This window comes from Klebsiella sp. 54, from assembly GCF_018223875.1.
Taxonomy (GTDB): Bacteria; Pseudomonadota; Gammaproteobacteria; order Enterobacterales; family Enterobacteriaceae; genus Klebsiella; species Klebsiella quasipneumoniae.
The window spans coordinates 226,238-242,752 of record NZ_JAGRRA010000007.1; the positions used below are offsets into that span (position 1 = coordinate 226,238).

Here is a 16,515-nt window from a genome sequence, read left to right on the forward strand (position 1 = left end):
AAAAACAATGTATTCAACTATAGCGGTTTTTGCCCGCGACGGCATCGGCTAGCATCTTTATCAGACCGCGATTATTGCCTAACGATAAGGAACACCTGCATGCCATTACTGACATTTGACCTGATAGAAGGCCGTACGGAACAGGAGATCAGAACCCTGCTGGATGCCGCTCATCGCGCCGTGCTGCGCGCCTTCGAGGTACCGGAACGCGACCGCTACCAGATTGTTCACGAAAACAAAGTCCACCATATGGTGATTGAAGATACCGCCCTCGGACTGACCCGCACGCGGGATCTGGTGGTGGTGCGGGTCTATACCAGCCCGCGCAGCGACGCGCAGAAGCAGCGCTTCTTCGCCATATTGGAGGAGGAGCTGGCGGAACACTGCGGCCTGAGCGGCGATGATCTGATGGTGTCGATTATCAGCAACCAGAAAGGCGACTGGAGCTTTGGCCGCGGGGTCGCCCAGTATCTTACCGGCGATCTTTAACCCGCGGCCGGGAGAGCGCTGTCAGCGGCGGCCAGCCGCCGCGATGCGCTGGCGCGCCTGCTGTTCGATATTTTCCAGCAGTTCCTGGACATCGTCTTCGTCAATATCGAGGAACTGTCCTTCCAGCAGCGCGGCGTGAATATCTTCCCGGGTAACCGAAATGCCCAGCGGCACCGTCCGGGATTTGACCTCCTCTGCCGCCAGCGGATGGGGGTAGCGGCGGCCAACCAGATTGTTAAACACGATGGCCAGCAGCGCCAGCATCAGGGAGTTGAGCAGCACCGGCGTCAGCACAAAGTGATAGCCTTCGCTGTGCACCCCGGCGCCGCCGAGGATCGCCGTCAGGGCCACCGCGCCGCCGGGAGGATGCAGGCAGCGCAGAAAATACATCCCGGCGATGGCCAGCGCCGCCGCCAGCCCGCAGGCCAGCGCCGGGTCGGGCACCAGCATACCCACCGTGACGCCGATCAGCGCCGACAGCACATTGCCGCCGACAATCGACCACGGCTGCGCCAGCGGACTGCTCGGCACGCCAAACAGGAGTACCGCCGAGGCGCCCATGGGAGCAATAAACCACAGGTTAACTTCGCCCAGCAGCCAGTGGCTGAACATGCTGGTCACCGCCAGGCCGGTGCCGGCGCCGATGGATCCCAGCACAATATGCCGTCGAGCCACCGGCAGCGCATGCGGCTTCAACCGCCCAAGGAAAATCCGCAGCCGTGAAAACAGGCCCGCGGGAATGACACTCAACATCGCTTTATCGCTCAGATCATAGGAATAACTTATATTTTATTTTCTTTTTTTAACCTTACATTAACAACCCTGTATTTCGCAGGGGATCGCACGGGCGGCGATTTCCAGGCGGCACAGGGCTGTGAATTCTCGCCCGGACTGATAGAATCCCTTTTCTGTCAGGGAGATACCCCTTTGCGAACTGAAGGTCATAACCCAGTGAATAATAAAATCTCTTTAGCGAAAGAAGTGGCATGGGCCAGCCAGAATATGCCGCGTACCCTGCGCCAGGTCGCCGCCCTGCCCGACCTCAGCGGCGTCCGCCTGGCCTGCTGTATGCACCTCGACATGAAAATGATCCCGCTGGTGCAGGGGATCCTCGACAAGGGCGCTCAGGTCTTTTTAACAACCTGTAACCCCACCACCGTGCAGGACGACGTGGTGGCCTGGCTGGTGGAGCGTGGCGCCGAGGCCTGCGCCTGGCGCAATATGAGCGATGCCGACTGGCAACAGTCATGGGAAAAAGCGATCGCCTGGCAGCCGACTCATCTGTGCGAAATGGGAGCCGATATCACCACCCTCCTCCACCAGCGCGGCGAGTTCGGCAACATCGTGGCGGGTCTGGAAGCCACCGGCTCCGGCGTCAATCGGCTGGGGGATATTCAGCCCGGCTATCCGATCTTTAACTGGGACGATCTGCCGGTCAAAGAGGGGCTGCATAACCGCCATATGGTCGGACTCACCGCCTGGCATACCTTCTTCCAGACCACTCATCTCACCCTGCATGAGAAAAAAGTGCTGGTCATCGGCTACGGCCTGGTTGGCCAGGGCGTCGCGGCGGCGGCAAAAGCTTTTGGCGGCCAGGTGATGGTGGCGGAGATCGATCCTGCCCGTCGACTGCAGGCGGCCTATGACGGCTGGCACGTGGTCGATCTCCAGGAGGCTATCGCCTCGGCGGACGTGGTCGCCACGGCGACAGGCGGTAAAAACGTGGTTAATCGCCAGGCGCTGGACCGGGCGAAAGCGGGAGTGTTTATCCTTAACGTCGGCCACGTGGCGGAAGAGATCGACGGCGAATACCTGCGCCAGTATCCTCAGGAAGAGGTGATGCCGTATATCAACGCCTACCGCATGGCTGACAAAACCGTCTACCTGATGGCCAATGGCTCGATGCTCAACCTGACCGCCGGCTTCGGCGACAGCCTGAACGCCTTTGACGTCACCCTGGCGGTGATGGCCAGCGGTATCGGTCATATTGTCAGCGACGGTATGCGCGCCCCGGCGCAGGTTTACCTGCTACCGCAGGCGGTCTGGCAGCAGGCGCTGTAAACCCGGCGCATCGTCGAAACGATGCGCTTTATCATCAGGACGCTGGCGCGCTATCGGGCAGCACAATGTTGCTCTGCGCCAGGGTCCCCATCTGATGGTACATTGCACTGGCGGCATCCAGCAGGTGCATGGCCAGCGCGGCGCCGCTGCCCTCCCCCAGGCGCATGTCCATATCGAGATACGGGCGCAGACCCAGCGCGTCGAGGGCGATCCGCGCCCCTTTCTCCGCCGACAGGTGCGAAGGGATAAGATACGGGTGCGCCGCCGGGGCCATGCGGCAGGCCGCCAGAGCCGAAGCGTAGGAGAGGAAACCATCCAGCACCACCGGCAGACCGCAGGAAGCCGCCCCGAGGATCACCCCGGTCATGCCCACCAGATCAAAACCGCCCACCTTCGCCAGCACGTCCAGCCCGTCCGCCGGGTTCGGCTGGTTATAAGCGATCGCCTGGCGCACCACCGCCACCTTATGGCCCCGCTGCGCCAGCGGCAGATTGGCCCCGCAGCCCACCACCGCGTCGGGGTCGCTGCCGGTCAGGACGCTGATCGTCGCTGCCGCCGGGGTGGTATTGGCCATCCCCAGCTCTCCCACGCCAAAGACTTTCACTCCGTCGGCGGCGAGCTGGCGGGTGAAATGCATGCTGGCCAGCAGCACCGTCTCCGCCTGCTGACGGCTCATCGCCGCCGTCCGGGCGATATTCCCGCTACCGCGGGCCACCTTGAGGTTGATCAGGCCCGGCAGCGGCTCGGCGTCGATGCCGACATCCACCACCTCCACTCTCACCCCAGCCTGCGCCGCCAGCACGCAAACCCCGGTGTTGCCCCGTACCATATTGCCGGCATGAATGGCCGTCACCGCCTGCGGCGAAGGGGTCACGCCTTCATGCCAGACGCCATGGTCGGCGCACATGACCACGATGGCTTTATCGCTCAGCGCCAGCTGCCCCTGCAGCCCCGGCAGACCGGCCAGCTGCACCGCCAGGCTCTCCAGACGACCAAGGCTGCCGGGCGGCTTTAACAGGCCATCAATATGCTGCTGCGCGCGCGCCATGCCCGCCACATCGGGCTGCGGAATGGCAGCCAGTAACGCCGAAAGTGTTTCCATTCTATTCCTCACCGTGGATGCCAGGCCTTACAGTAGCGCCAGTAAAAAGAATAATTCGCCCAGCTCGATCGCCGCTCCGAGGGTATCCCCGGTCTGCCCGCCGAGGGTGCGCTTCAGCACCCACCCCAGGCCCCCGATCAGCACCAGGGCGATCAGCGCGGCGCGCAGCCCCTGCAGCCCCAGCAGGGCGGTGGCCAGCGCGATCGCTATCGCCAACGTCGTTAGCGTCTGCTGCAGGCTAATCTTGCCAATAAACAGATTGCCCAACCCTTTTTCCCGCGCATAGCGATGGCGATACATCAGCAGTACCGCCATCCCGCGACCGACGGCGCAGGCCGCCGCCAGCGCCGCGATGGGGTTGACATCGCGCAGCAGCAGTTCGCCGACCACCAGCACCTTGGCCACCAGCACAAAAATCAGCGCCAGACCGCCGTGGGTCCCCAGCCGGCTGTCGCGCATGATCTCCAGCATCCGATCGCGGGTGCGGGCGGAGAAGATGCCGTCGCAGGTATCGGCCAGCCCGTCAAGATGAAATCCGCCGGTGAGCAGCGCCAGCGCCAGCGCGCCGAACAGCGCCGCCAGCGGGACGCCGCACCATGGCTGCAGGAGGTACACCACCGCGCCGGCGATGGCGCCGAGCAGTAAACCGACCAGCGGGAAGGTAACGATACTGCGCTGGTACTGTTCGATCTCCAGGCCCTGGGATAACCGCGCCGGGACCGGCAGACGGCTGATAAACGAGAGTGCAGCAAAGAATGACTTAATCACGTGGGGTTGACTCCTGTCGGCGAAAGCAGCGGAAGAGTTCTGTCGCGCCCGGTCAGCACCTGAGTTTGTCTTCTGGCGAATCGATCGTCGGAGAGGTGAGAGGTGTTGAGATATCGCCCTGACGCCGCTGCGTCAGATGCCCGGCCAGGATGAGAGAAACCTTTCCGATATCAATACGTTTTCGCGGGGCAGTATAGCAAAGAGTCGGTGAGGAGAGGCAGTTGCCGGGACAAAGTTTTCGCAGAAAAAGAGACAGGAGCTGGTAGTGCAGAACAGCCCGGCGACGCTGACCGCCGCCGGACAGCAGGCATTAGCCTTCGACTTTGGCTTCGCCCATCACTTTCAGTTTTTTGGAGATGTCGCGACGCTCTTTGGACAGCTCGGCATTCTTGATGATGTAGTCATCAACGCGGTCTTCGTAATCGCTCTTCATGCTGGCGATGATGCCCTGGATGGCTTCCACGCTCATGCCCGGCTTGATGTAGTCGCTGAGGTTGTCCAGCAGCAGAACGCGCTTCTGGTTATCACGGATCTTTTTCTCAACGTCCTGAATTTCACGCTGCAGTTTGTTCTTACGACGGTACAGACGAACAAACTCCAGTACGTCCTGGAAAGAAGGCTTAGTTGTTTCCATTTTTACACCCCTAATAATTGAGATTCGGATTCGTAAAGCGACTGCGTTATAGGGCTAACATAACTGCTAGCAGTCGCTGATGACAATGTTTTTTCCTTTGCGTTTATCATAACCCTAAACGCTGCTGAATCGAAACAACCCATGCAGTTACCCGGCGCATCTGGTGCTTATTTGCGCAATGCGCGGCAGATCAGATGCGACAGCAGCTCCAGCTGGCGTGCCAGTTCAATAGAGAGCCAAACATAGCCATGGATCGGGGTTTCCGCCAGGCTGTCGTCCCCCTGCTCTTTCATCAGCTGGCGCAGTTCGAGGACAATCTCATTCAGCTTTTCATTGTTGGCGCGCACAGGCTGAGGGTTTCCTTCGTACAGCGCGTGGGCGATGGCCAACAGCGTCTGCTGGGTCATCTGCTGCGTCTCGCGCAGGGTGTGCGCATTGAGCATCACGAAGTGACCCGGACGGGTTGCCCACCAGGCGTTGATCTGCAGCTCCAGCATGCACACGAGGTTGCGGCTGACGGTCTGGATAGCCTCGAAGATCGCCTTCTGGATATGCGTCTCTTTGCTGGCGGGAGTGATCAGCCCGCGCATTTTGACGACGTCGTTGAGCGCCTGCTGAAGATGTTTTTCCAGCCGCGGCCGATCCACCAGATTTGGCGAGAAGCCGGCCTGGTAGAGGCGGTTGAAGTTGGTGACGTAGCTGGCCATCTGGATACGCCAGTGGATAAACGCCCGCTGCGGCCAGATACCGGTAAACAACATTGCCAGCAGCGAGCCGAAGATCACGTCGCCGCTTCGCCACAGCGCGGTATGCATATCGCCGGGCGGCGCCCCGACCACCACCGACAGGGTAATGCCGATCAGCAGCGCCTGATAGGGTTTCTTGCCCAGCGCCAGCCAGCCGCAGAGGAACATTGCCGCCGCGCACCAGAGGACCATCAGCGGCAGGGAGATAAGCTCAAGCTTCAGCGCCACCAGCCCCAGCGCCGAGCCGAGGATCGTGCCGCCGATGCGCTGAAACGCCCGCGGCACGACGTTGCCCCAGAAGGAGATCGGCCCCATCACCACCACCAGGGTAATAAGAGGCCAGGTCCCCTCGGGCACGTTCAGCAGCCGCACCAGCAAAAAGGTGAGCACAAAGGCCAGCGCAATCCGCACACCATGCACCACCCGATAATGGCGATACAAGCGGATCTCAAATGGCTTGAGTGATTTATCAGCGCGCACAACCCTCTCCGGCAAAACGAAAAGGCCAATTGTAACTGCTTTTTCGCCCGGAGCATGCCGGGAATGTAAAAATCCTTGTCCGGAACAGGGGTAAACCGCTACGACGCAACGCGCTCAACGGGGACATACATGTCGATATCCCAGTAGCCGTCATGGTTGCCATCGTTGAGATAGATCTCAAAACAGGGCCTGGGGGCCACGCGATGCGTTGTGCTCTGCAGCAGACTGTCGAAAAACTGCATCCACGGGGTAGCAAAATCGTAATCCACCACTCGCGCGCGGGCGCAGGCGTAATCCCCGCCGGCAATCGCCGCCAGTATCACCCCTTCGCTGTTGGCGGGAATGACGTAATCCTCGTCAACGGCGACCACGGTGGCGCAGCGTAGTTTTTCCGCTGGCACGTCCTCCGGGTTATCGTAGTAGACGGCAAGCCACTCGCGGGCGGGCACCTGATGGTTCTCAACCCACATCATCAGTTGCTCAAACCCCTGCTTGACGGTTTGATCCCAGGGCCCGACCAGATGGAAACCGGCAATGGTTTTCTTGCCGAGGGTGGTGACGCTGTAGTTCATCTTGCCTCCTTCGTGAACATATTACTGTATAAATGTACAGTTAATCTAGCAGGAGATCCCCCCTCAGTATGTGCGCGAATTCACAGAGTCGCCATTGCGGCTGATGAAAAAAACGGCGATTTTGTCGCCGCGTCTGCCGGGCGGTAGCCGAAAAAAAACCGCCTGCAAAGAGGCGGTTATCATGGTTACAGCTCGTGGTGCAGGTAATCGCTCATTCGCGAGAATACCCCGCCTTTATTAATGCTTTCGAGGGTGACCAGCGGATAGTGGCCCACGACCTTGTCGCCGTCATACAGCGAAATCTCGCCGACCCGCTGATTGGCGGCGATCGGCGCCTCCAGATCCTTTTTATCCAGCACGTATTTCGCCTTAATCCGCGATACTTCCGCCTTCGGCAGCGCTAACCAGAAATCTTGATCGGTGCCGAGCTTAATCTGCTCTTTATCGCCGTACCAGATGCGCTCAGTGCCGACCTTCTGCCCCTTCTGCAGCACCTGCACGGTGTCGAAGTTCTGCTGCCCCCAGTGCAGCAGTTTAGCGGCCTGCTGCTCGCGGCCTTTCGGGCTGTCGGCCCCCATCACCACGGCGATCAGCCGGCGCTGACCGTCCACCGCCGAGGCGATCAGGTTGAACCCGGCGCCCGATGTGTGGCCGGTTTTCAGGCCATCGACGTTCATGGTTTTATCCCACAGCAGACCGTTACGGTTTTGCTGAGTAATGCCGTTCCACGTCAGGCTTTTCTGGCTGTACATGTGGTAGACGTCAGGCTCGCCATGGATAATCGCCCGCGACAGCACCGCCAGGTCATAGGCCGAACTGTGCTGGCCCGGGGCATCGAGGCCGTGGACGGTTTCGAAATGGGTGTCCTGCAGATGCAGTTTTTCGACATACTGATTCATCAGGGCGACAAACTGCGGCTGACCGCCGGCGACATAGTCGGCCAGCGCGACGCAGGCGTCGTTGCCGGAGTCGACAATCAGCCCACGGCTGAGGTCGCGGACGCTGACGCGGTCCCCTGGCTTTAAGAACATCAGGGATGACCCGTCGAACACCGGGTTGCCCTTCGCCCAGGCGTCTTTACCCACGGTGACGATATCGTCAAAGGTGATACGATGGCTGTCGATGGCACGATCGACCACGTAGCCGGTCATCAGTTTGGTCAGGCTGGCAGGATTACGCTGCTGATGTTCGTTACCCGCGGTCAGCACCTGACCGGTGGTGTAATCCATCAGCACCCAGGAGCCAGCCTGAATGGAAGGCGGCGCGACCGTAGCAGGTAAGTCGACGGCAAATGCGCAGGAAACGCTCGAAGCGAGCAAAGATACAGCAATAAACAAACGGCCTTTCAACGGCATATCCTCTAGATTTACAGATCCGCCGTCCTTTTTACGGAACTTCGCGTTTCATATCAGGGTTTAATTGCAAGAAAATATGACACAGCAGAGGAAGTTGCTTGCCGTTACCCTTCTGATGACCGGGCAAATCGTTTACCATACCGGTCGCACGCCACCACGGATAATGAACAGACTATGCAAGATAGCGTCAACCAGCCCGGATTTTTATTCCACGATTATGAAACCTTCGGCACCAGCCCTTCCCTCGACCGGCCGGCGCAGTTCGCCGCCATCCGCACCGACGCGGAGTTAAACGTGCTCGGCGAGCCCGAGGTGTTTTACTGCAAGCCCGCTGACGATTATCTGCCGCAGCCGCAGGCGGTGATGATCACCGGGATCACCCCGCAGGAAGCGCTGGCCAAAGGGGATAACGAGGCCGCGTTTGCCCGCCGCATCCACGATCTGTTCACGGTGCCGCAGACCTGCATCGTCGGTTATAACAACGTGCGCTTTGACGACGAAGTGACGCGGAATATCTTCTATCGCAACTTCTATGACCCTTATGCCTGGAGCTGGCAGCACGATAACTCGCGCTGGGATCTGCTCGACGTGATGCGCGCCTGCTATGCCCTGCGTCCGGAAGGGATCGTCTGGCCGGAGAATGACGAGGGTCTGCCGAGCTTCCGGCTTGAACATCTGACCGTCGCCAACGGTATTGAACACCAGAACGCCCATGACGCGATGGCCGACGTTTACGCCACCATCGCCATGGCGAAGCTGGTGAAAAACCGGCAGCCGCGGCTGTTTGACTATCTCTACAGCCACCGCAATAAGCGCAAGCTGGCGACGCTCATCGACGTGCCGCAGATGAAGCCGCTGGTGCATGTCTCCGGCATGTTCGGCGCCGCGCGCGGCAACACCAGCCTGGTGGCGCCCCTGGCCTGGCATCCGGAAAACCGCAATGCGGTGATCATGGTCGATCTGGCGGGGGATATGGCGCCGCTGCTGGAACTGGATGCCGACGCCCTGCGCGAGCGGCTTTACACCCCACGCGCCGAGCTTGGCGATCTGCCGGCAGCACCGATTAAGCTGGTGCATTTGAACAAATGTCCGGTGCTGGCCCAGGCCAATACCCTGCGCCCGCAGGATGCCGACCGGCTGGGGATCTCCATTCAACGCTGTCTGGACAATGCCCAGCTGCTGCGGGCGAATCCGCAGGTGCGGGAGAAAGTGGTGGCGGTGTATGCCGAAGCCGAGCCGTTCGTGCCGTCCGAAAACGTCGACGCCCAGCTTTACAATGGGTTCTTTAGCGATGCCGACCGCGCGGCGATGAAAATCGTGCTGGAAACCGAACCGCGCAATCTGCCGGCGCTGGATATCACCTTCGCCGACAAGCGCATCGAACGCCTGCTGTTTAACTACCGGGCGCGCAACTTCCCCGGCACGCTCGATGAACATGAGCAGCAGCGCTGGTTAGAGCACCGTCGTCAGGTATTTACGCCTGAGTTTTTGCAGGCCTATGCCGATGAGCTGCAGATGCTGTATCAGCAGTATGCGGATGATAAAGAGAAGCTGGCGCAGCTGAAGGCGCTGTGGCAGTACGCACAGGATATTGTCTGATTGGCGGACATGCCCGGGCTACAAACGATGACCGGGGAGGACGCCTGACCGTAGGCCCGCGCAAGCGCAGCGCCGCCGGGCATTGCCTCCCCAGTTCGTGCTTACCTTTTTGCCCGGTGGCGGCTTCGCCTTACCGGGCCTGGACGCTGGTACCAGAGTAGCCCGGGTAAGGCGCTAGCCGCTACCCGGGATGACTGGCTTAACTTTTCGCACGGCTGGCGATGATTTCATCCGCTACGTTGCGCGGCGCTTCCGCGTAGTGGTGGAACTCCATGCTGTAGGTTGCTCGTCCCTGAGACATCGAGCGCAGCGTGGTGGAATAACCAAACATCTCCGCCAGCGGCACATCGGCGCGGATGATCTGGCTGCCGAAGCGCTCTTCCATCCCCTGCACCATCCCGCGACGGGAAGAGAGATCGCCCATGATATTCCCGGCGTACTCTTCCGGCGTCTCCACCTCCACGTGCATCACCGGCTCAAGGATCACCGGGTCCGCTTTGCGCGCCCCTTCCCGGAAGCCGAAGATCGCCGCCATGCGGAACGCCATTTCCGAGGAGTCCACGTCGTGGTACGACCCGAAGGTCAGGGTCGCTTTCACGTCAACCACCGGATAGCCCGCCAGCACGCCGGTGCCCATCGCTTCGCGCAGCCCTTTCTCCACGGAAGGGATGTACTCGCGCGGCACTACCCCGCCTTTGGTGGCGTCCTCGAAGACGAATCCGCTGCCCGGCTCCAGCGGCTCCAGGGTCAGCACGACGTGCCCGTACTGTCCTTTACCGCCGGACTGGCGCACAAATTTGCCTTCCACGTCCGTCACTTTCTTGCGCAGGGTTTCGCGGTAGGTGACCTGCGGACGACCAATGTTGGCCTCAACGCCAAACTCGCGCTTCATCCGGTCGACAATAATCTCCAGATGCAGCTCGCCCATGCCGGAGATAATCGTCTGGCCGGACTCTTCATCGGTATGCAGACGGAACGACGGATCTTCCGCCGCCAGCCGCTGCAGCGCGATGCCCATTTTCTCCTGGTCCGCTTTGGTCTTCGGCTCAATCGCCAGCGAAATCACCGGCTCCGGAAACTCCATGCGCTCAAGGGTAATAATCGCATCCGGGTCGCATAGCGTATCGCCGGTAGTGACATCCTTCAGCCCAACGCAGGCCGCGATATCCCCGGCGTGCAGTTCGTCAACTTCGTGGCGATCGTTGGCCTGCATCAGCACGATACGTCCGATGCGCTCTTTCTTGCCCTTCACCGGGTTCCACACCGCATCGCCTTTCTTCAGCATCCCGGAGTAGACGCGGATAAAGGTCAGCTGGCCGACGTAGGGGTCGGTCATCAGTTTGAACGCCAGCGCCGACAGCGGCTCATCGTCGCTCGGATGGCGTTCCGCCGGCTGGCCTTTCTCATCCACGCCCTGTATCGCCGGAATATCCAACGGCGACGGCATCAGCTCCACCACCGCGTCGAGCATGCGCTGCACGCCTTTGTTTTTAAAGGCGCTCCCGCAGAGCACCGCCTGGATTTCGCCCTTCACCGTGCGCTGGCGCAGACCGGCGACGATCTCCGCCTCGTCCAGCTCGCCGGTTTCGAGGTATTTATCCATCAGCGCGTCGCTGGCTTCCGCCGCCGCCGAGACCATTTTCTCCCGCCACTCGCGGGCAGTCGCCAGCAGATCGTCAGGGACCGGCCCGTAGCTGAAGGTCATGCCCTGAGTGGTGTCATCCCACAGGATGGCGCGCATTTTCACCAGGTCGACGACGCCGGTGAAATGCTCTTCGGCGCCAATGGGGATGACAATCGGCACCGGGTTGGCCTTCAGGCGGTCGATCATCATCTGCACCACGCGGAAGAAATCCGCCCCGGGGCGATCCATCTTGTTGACGAAGGCCAGCCGCGGGACATGGTATTTATTCGCCTGGCGCCAGACGGTCTCCGACTGGGGCTGCACCCCGCCGACGGAGTCATACACCATCACCGCGCCGTCGAGCACGCGCATGGAACGTTCCACCTCAATGGTGAAGTCCACGTGCCCCGGGGTGTCGATGATATTGATCCGGTGCGGCTCGAAGCTGCGGTCCATACCCGGCCAGAAGCAGCTCACCGCCGCCGAGGTAATGGTGATCCCGCGCTCCTGCTCCTGGGCCATCCAGTCGGTGGTTGCCGCGCCATCGTGTACTTCACCCAGCTTATGGCTCATCCCGGTGTAAAACAGGATGCGCTCGGTGGTGGTGGTTTTACCGGCATCGATATGCGCGGAGATACCGATGTTGCGATAACGTTCGAGGGGGATGGGTCGGGGCATGATGCGTCCTTAGTCGTTTTGACTGTCAGTCTGCGGTCGGAATGATCCGCAGTTCATTTCACTGCCGCTTATGATAGTACAATTGTACGAGTATATTCGAACTATTTTGACTATTATTATGATTGGTCAGGTTGCGGCGGCGCGCGTGGCATCAGACCTGGAGTTTGGGTATAGTAGCCGCCAGCCGCCGATACGAGCTGCGGCCGCCATGCGCCGCGCCACCGCCGACACAGGATTATTATGATCGCCAATCACCCCGAACGAGAACAAATTCGCCTGGAAAATGTCCTTTCCGCGCTCGGCAACCCGCTGCGACTGGAGATCATCCGCACGCTGGCCGACGGCAGCGAGCAGAGCTGCAACGCGCTGCGTCAGGAAGAGGTGGCCAAGTCCACCATGACCCACCACTGGCGCGTCCTGCGCGACAGCGGTGTGATCTGGCAGCGGCCTCAGGGACGGGAGAATATGATTTCGCTGCGCCGGGAAGATCTGGACGCCCGTTTTCCCGGCCTGCTGGATACGCTGCTGAACGTGATGCAGCAGCCATGAATCGCTAACCGACAGCCTACTCCTCCCCCGCCAGCCGCTGATACTGTCTGAAACGGGCCCGGGCATCGTCCTCCGTTTGCCGGAACAGGGCGTCCGCCAGATCCGGTGTGGTTTTGTGCAGCGCGGCATAGCGCACCTCGCCGAGCAAAAAGTCGCGGAAGCTCTCTTCCGGCTCTTCGGAGTCCAGTATAAACGGCGTTTTGCCCTCGGCTTCGCGCTGCGGATGATAGCGCCACAGGTGCCAGTATCCCGCCTCCACCGCCCGCTTCGCCTCGCGCTGACTGCAGCGCATCCCGGCTTTCAGACCGTGGTTGATACAGGCGGCGTAGGCGATCACCAGCGACGGCCCCGGCCAGGCTTCGGCCTCGGCGATGGCCCGCAGGGTCTGATCTTTATCGGCGCCCATGGCGATCTGGGCGACGTAAACATTGCCGTAGCTCATCGCCATCATGCCGAGATCTTTTTTCCGCGTGCGTTTCCCCTGCGCGGCAAATTTGGCGATCGCCGCCACCGGGGTCGACTTGGACGACTGGCCGCCGGTGTTGGAGTAGACCTCGGTATCAAACACCAGAATATTGACGTCTTCCCCGCTGGCCAGCACATGATCGAGGCCGCCGAAGCCGATATCGTAGGCCCAGCCATCGCCGCCGAAGATCCACTGCGAACGCCGGACGAAATAGTCACGGTTCTGCCAGAGCTGCTCCAGCAGCGGAACCCCCTCTTTTTCCGCCGCCAGCAACGCACTGAGGCGGTCCGCGCGTTCGCGGGTCCCCTCCCCCTCATCCTGCTGCGCCAGCCACTGCCGCATCGCGGCGTGAAGCGCGTCGCTGACCGGCAGGGCCAGGGCGCGGGTCATCTCCTCGGCGATCTGTTGGCGGAGCGCCTGGCCGCCAAGCATCATGCCAAGCCCGAACTCGGCGTTATCCTCGAACAGCGAGTTTGCCCAGGCCGGCCCGTGGCCGCGGTGGTTGGTGGTATAGGGCATTGAAGGCGCGCTGGCGCCCCAAATCGAAGAACAGCCCGTGGCGTTGGCGATCAGCATCCGGTCGCCAAACAGCTGGGTGATCAGCCGGGCATAGGGTGTTTCGCCGCAGCCCGCACAGGCGCCGGAAAACTCCAGCAGCGGCGTTTCGAACTGGCTGCCTTTGACCGTCGTTTTGCGAAACGGGTTGTCTTTTGGCGCCAGCCCCAGGGCGTAATCCCAGACCGGGGCCATCGCGCGCTGGCTGTCGAGGGAGACCATCTGCAGCGCCTTGCCGCGCGACGGGCAGCTCTCCACACAGTTGCCGCAGCCGGAGCAGTCCAGCGGCGAGATAGCCAGATGATAGTGGTAGTCTTTGGCCCCCTGGGCCGGTTTGCTCAGCAGCCCGGCGGGCGCCGCGTCCTGCTCTTCAGCGCTCAGCAACGCCGGGCGGATCGCCGCATGCGGGCAGACGAAAGCGCACTGGTTACACTGGGTGCAGCCGTCGGGCTGCCAGACCGGCACCTCCAGGGCAATGCCGCGCTTCTCCCAGGCGGCGGTGCCGGAGGGAAAGGTGCCGTCTTCCATCCCGGCGAAGGCGCTCACCGGCAGCAGGTCGCCGCGCTGGCGGTTCATGGGCTGCAGAATATCGCGGATAAAGTCCGGCATCAGGGTTGTCGCCTGCGGCGCCGGCGCCTCGAGGGTCGCCCAGTGGGCGGGAACCGTCACCCGACGCAGCGCCGCCATCCCCAGCTCGATAGCCCGCTGGTTCATCTCAATGACGCTCGCCCCTTTGCTGCCATAGCTTTTCTCCACCGCCTGCTTGAGATAGTCCGCCGCGGTTTGCGGATCGATAATGGCCGTCAGCTTAAAGAACGCCGCCTGCATCAGCATGTTAAAGCGCCCGCCGAGGCCCAGCTCGCGGGCGATGTCCACCGCGTTGAGGGTATAAAAGTCGATCTTTTCCTGCGCCAGATAGCGCCGGACGCTGACCGGCAGGTGCTGCTCCAGCTCCGCCTCGGACCAGCTGCAGTTGAGCAGAAAAGTGCCCCCCGGCTTCAGCCCCTCCAGCAGGTCGTAGCGGTCGACATAGGATTGCTGAGAGCAGGCGATAAAATCGGCCCGGTGGATCAGGTAGGGCGAGGTGATCGGCCGATCGCCAAAGCGCAGGTGTGAGACGGTGATCCCCCCGGACTTTTTCGAGTCGTAGGAAAAGTAGGCCTGAGCGTAGAGCGGCGTGTTATCGCCGATGATCTTGATGGCGCTTTTGTTCGCCCCGACGGTACCATCCGAGCCCATGCCCCAGAATTTGCAGGCAGTGATCCCGGCATGGGAGACCGCCAGCGGTTCCTGCCGGGCGGGCAGCGAGGTAAAAGTGACATCATCGACAATGCCCAGGGTAAAGCCGTCCTTCGGCAGCGGCTGCCTGAGGTTATCAAACACCGCGGCGATATCGTTGGGCAGCACGTCCTTACCGCCGAGCGCGTAGCGGCCGCCGACGATCAGCGGCGCATCGTCGCGCTGATAGAAGGCGTTTTTGACGTCGAGGCACAGCGGTTCCGCCTGCGCCCCCGGCTCTTTGGTGCGGTCAAGGACGGCAATGCGCTGCACGCTGGCGGGCAGTTGGGCGAAGAAGTGCGCCAGCGAGAACGGCCGATAGAGATGGACGCTGAGCAGCCCCACCTTCTCCCCCGCCGCATTGAGCGTCTCCACCACCTCCTGGACGGTGTCGCACACTGAGCCCATGGCGATAATCACCCGCTCGGCGTCCGGCGCGCCGTGGTAATTAAACAGGTGATATTCCCGCCCGGTCAGCGCGGTGATCTTCGCCATATAGCTTTCCACCAGATCGGGCAGCGCGAGGTAGAAGCGGTTACCGGCCTCCCGCTCCTGGAAGTAGATATCCGGGTTTTGCGCGGTGCCGCGGATCACCGGGTGATCCGGGTGCAGCGCCTGACGACGAAAGCGCTCCAGCGCCGGGCGGTCCAGCAGCGTCGCCAGTTGCTCATACGCCAGCACCTCGATCTTCTGTATTTCGTGCGAAGTACGAAAGCCATCGAAGAAGTTGATAAACGGTATCCGCCCGGCGATCGCCGCCAGATGCGCCACCGCCGACAGGTCCATCACCTGCTGAACGTTATTCTCCACCAGCATGGCGCAGCCGGTCTGGCGCACCGCCATCACGTCCTGATGGTCGCCAAAAATATTCAGCGAATTGGTCGCCAGCGCCCGGGCGCTGACGTGAAAGACGCCCGGCAGCAGCTCCCCGGCGATTTTGTATAAATTGGGGATCATCAGCAGCAGCCCCTGCGACGCGGTGTAGGTGGTGGTGAGCGCCCCCGCCTGCAGCGCGCCGTGCACCGCCCCGGCGGCGCCGGCTTCAGACTGCATCTCCATCAGGCGCACCGGCCGACCAAAAAGGTTCTTTTTCCCCTTAGCGGCCCATTCATCGACATTTTCCGCCATCGGCGTGGAGGGGGTGATGGGATAGATGGCCGCCACGTCGGTAAAGGCGTAGGAGATCCAGGCCGCCGCCGCGTTGCCATCCATTGTTTTCATGTTTCCGGACATCGTTCAATCCTCGAAGGTGAGCGTTCTCTTTACCGCGACAGCCCGCGGCAAACCCTGTTTCCTCTTCAAGCACAGCCTGTGCCAGCTCGCGAATTGCCGCCTGTCGCTTATTAATTCAACAGGTTAAGGGAAGAAAGGCGCAGATCCGTCCGGCGGAATTGCGGGGAATAAGACACAGGGCGCGACAAGCTGTTGAACAGGCGACAAAGCGCCGCGCCGGGCCGGTGGCGGGAAATTGTTCTGTTTCGCACATTTGGTGGCGTTATTGTGCCGTTTGCGCAGGCCCCCTGCGCGGCCGGTTCACAAAAATCACTTATTTATCAAAC

Annotated in this window: 13 protein-coding genes; 4 read left to right on the plus strand and 9 right to left on the minus strand. The window is 61.2% G+C overall.

Features of this window, described 5'->3' with window-relative positions:
* Positions 1-99 precede the first annotated feature (99 nt).
* Positions 100-489 carry a tautomerase family protein gene (locus tag KHQ24_RS17770; RefSeq protein WP_211777378.1) on the plus strand — a complete coding sequence of 130 codons (390 nt, stop codon included), beginning with the start codon at positions 100-102 and terminating at the stop codon, positions 487-489.
* Between the two features lie 21 nt (positions 490-510).
* On the opposite strand, the gene KHQ24_RS17775 is transcribed toward KHQ24_RS17770, so the two are convergent.
* Complete coding sequence (locus KHQ24_RS17775; protein ID WP_017899693.1) at positions 511-1,242, minus strand: HPP family protein; 732 nt, start codon at positions 1,240-1,242, stop codon at positions 511-513.
* A gap of 198 nt (positions 1,243-1,440) precedes the next feature.
* Between KHQ24_RS17775 and KHQ24_RS17780 the strand changes: the two genes are divergently transcribed.
* Positions 1,441-2,550 (plus strand): adenosylhomocysteinase, encoded by a 1,110-nt coding sequence (locus KHQ24_RS17780; RefSeq protein WP_004203536.1) that lies wholly within the window; start codon positions 1,441-1,443, stop codon positions 2,548-2,550.
* Between the two features lie 34 nt (positions 2,551-2,584).
* Here KHQ24_RS17780 and cobT read toward each other — a convergent pair whose 3' ends face one another.
* The 6 genes from cobT to dacD all read right to left on the minus strand — a co-directional run bounded on the left by cobT (position 2,585) and on the right by dacD (position 8,201).
* Positions 2,585-3,652 carry a nicotinate-nucleotide--dimethylbenzimidazole phosphoribosyltransferase gene (cobT, locus tag KHQ24_RS17785; RefSeq protein ID WP_048325042.1) on the minus strand — a complete coding sequence of 356 codons (1,068 nt, stop codon included), beginning with the start codon at positions 3,650-3,652 and terminating at the stop codon, positions 2,585-2,587.
* Positions 3,653-3,679: 27 nt separating this feature from the next.
* On the minus strand, positions 3,680-4,420 hold the full coding sequence (cobS, locus tag KHQ24_RS17790) for an adenosylcobinamide-GDP ribazoletransferase (protein WP_208692347.1): 741 nt from the start codon (positions 4,418-4,420) through the stop codon (positions 3,680-3,682).
* Between the two features lie 310 nt (positions 4,421-4,730).
* Complete coding sequence (locus tag KHQ24_RS17795; protein WP_002911883.1) at positions 4,731-5,054, minus strand: DUF496 family protein; 324 nt, start codon at positions 5,052-5,054, stop codon at positions 4,731-4,733.
* 167 nt (positions 5,055-5,221) lie between these two features.
* Positions 5,222-6,280 carry an FUSC family protein gene (locus KHQ24_RS17800; protein WP_004203544.1) on the minus strand — a complete coding sequence of 353 codons (1,059 nt, stop codon included), beginning with the start codon at positions 6,278-6,280 and terminating at the stop codon, positions 5,222-5,224.
* Positions 6,281-6,378: 98 nt separating this feature from the next.
* Positions 6,379-6,852 (minus strand): DNA gyrase inhibitor SbmC, encoded by a 474-nt coding sequence (sbmC, locus tag KHQ24_RS17805; RefSeq protein ID WP_017899697.1) that lies wholly within the window; start codon positions 6,850-6,852, stop codon positions 6,379-6,381.
* 185 nt (positions 6,853-7,037) lie between these two features.
* Positions 7,038-8,201 (minus strand): serine-type D-Ala-D-Ala carboxypeptidase DacD, encoded by a 1,164-nt coding sequence (dacD, locus tag KHQ24_RS17810; RefSeq protein WP_004203546.1) that lies wholly within the window; start codon positions 8,199-8,201, stop codon positions 7,038-7,040.
* 180 nt (positions 8,202-8,381) lie between these two features.
* Here dacD and sbcB point away from each other — a divergent pair, with 180 nt between their 5' ends.
* The gene (sbcB, locus tag KHQ24_RS17815) at positions 8,382-9,806 is read left to right on the plus strand and encodes an exodeoxyribonuclease I (RefSeq protein ID WP_131076393.1); all 1,425 of its coding nucleotides are present in this window, start codon (positions 8,382-8,384) and stop codon (positions 9,804-9,806) included.
* A 199-nt stretch (positions 9,807-10,005) separates the two neighbouring features.
* Here the strand turns inward: sbcB and fusA are convergent, their stop codons facing one another.
* Positions 10,006-12,108 carry an elongation factor G gene (fusA, locus tag KHQ24_RS17820; protein WP_211777379.1) on the minus strand — a complete coding sequence of 701 codons (2,103 nt, stop codon included), beginning with the start codon at positions 12,106-12,108 and terminating at the stop codon, positions 10,006-10,008.
* Between the two features lie 240 nt (positions 12,109-12,348).
* Between fusA and KHQ24_RS17825 the strand changes: the two genes are divergently transcribed.
* Entirely contained in the window at positions 12,349-12,657 is a 309-nt protein-coding gene (locus KHQ24_RS17825) for an ArsR/SmtB family transcription factor (RefSeq protein WP_004203550.1), read from the plus strand.
* Between the two features lie 16 nt (positions 12,658-12,673).
* Here KHQ24_RS17825 and nifJ read toward each other — a convergent pair whose 3' ends face one another.
* Positions 12,674-16,189 carry a pyruvate:ferredoxin (flavodoxin) oxidoreductase gene (gene nifJ / locus KHQ24_RS17830; RefSeq protein ID WP_211777380.1) on the minus strand — a complete coding sequence of 1,172 codons (3,516 nt, stop codon included), beginning with the start codon at positions 16,187-16,189 and terminating at the stop codon, positions 12,674-12,676.
* Positions 16,190-16,515 lie beyond the last annotated feature (326 nt).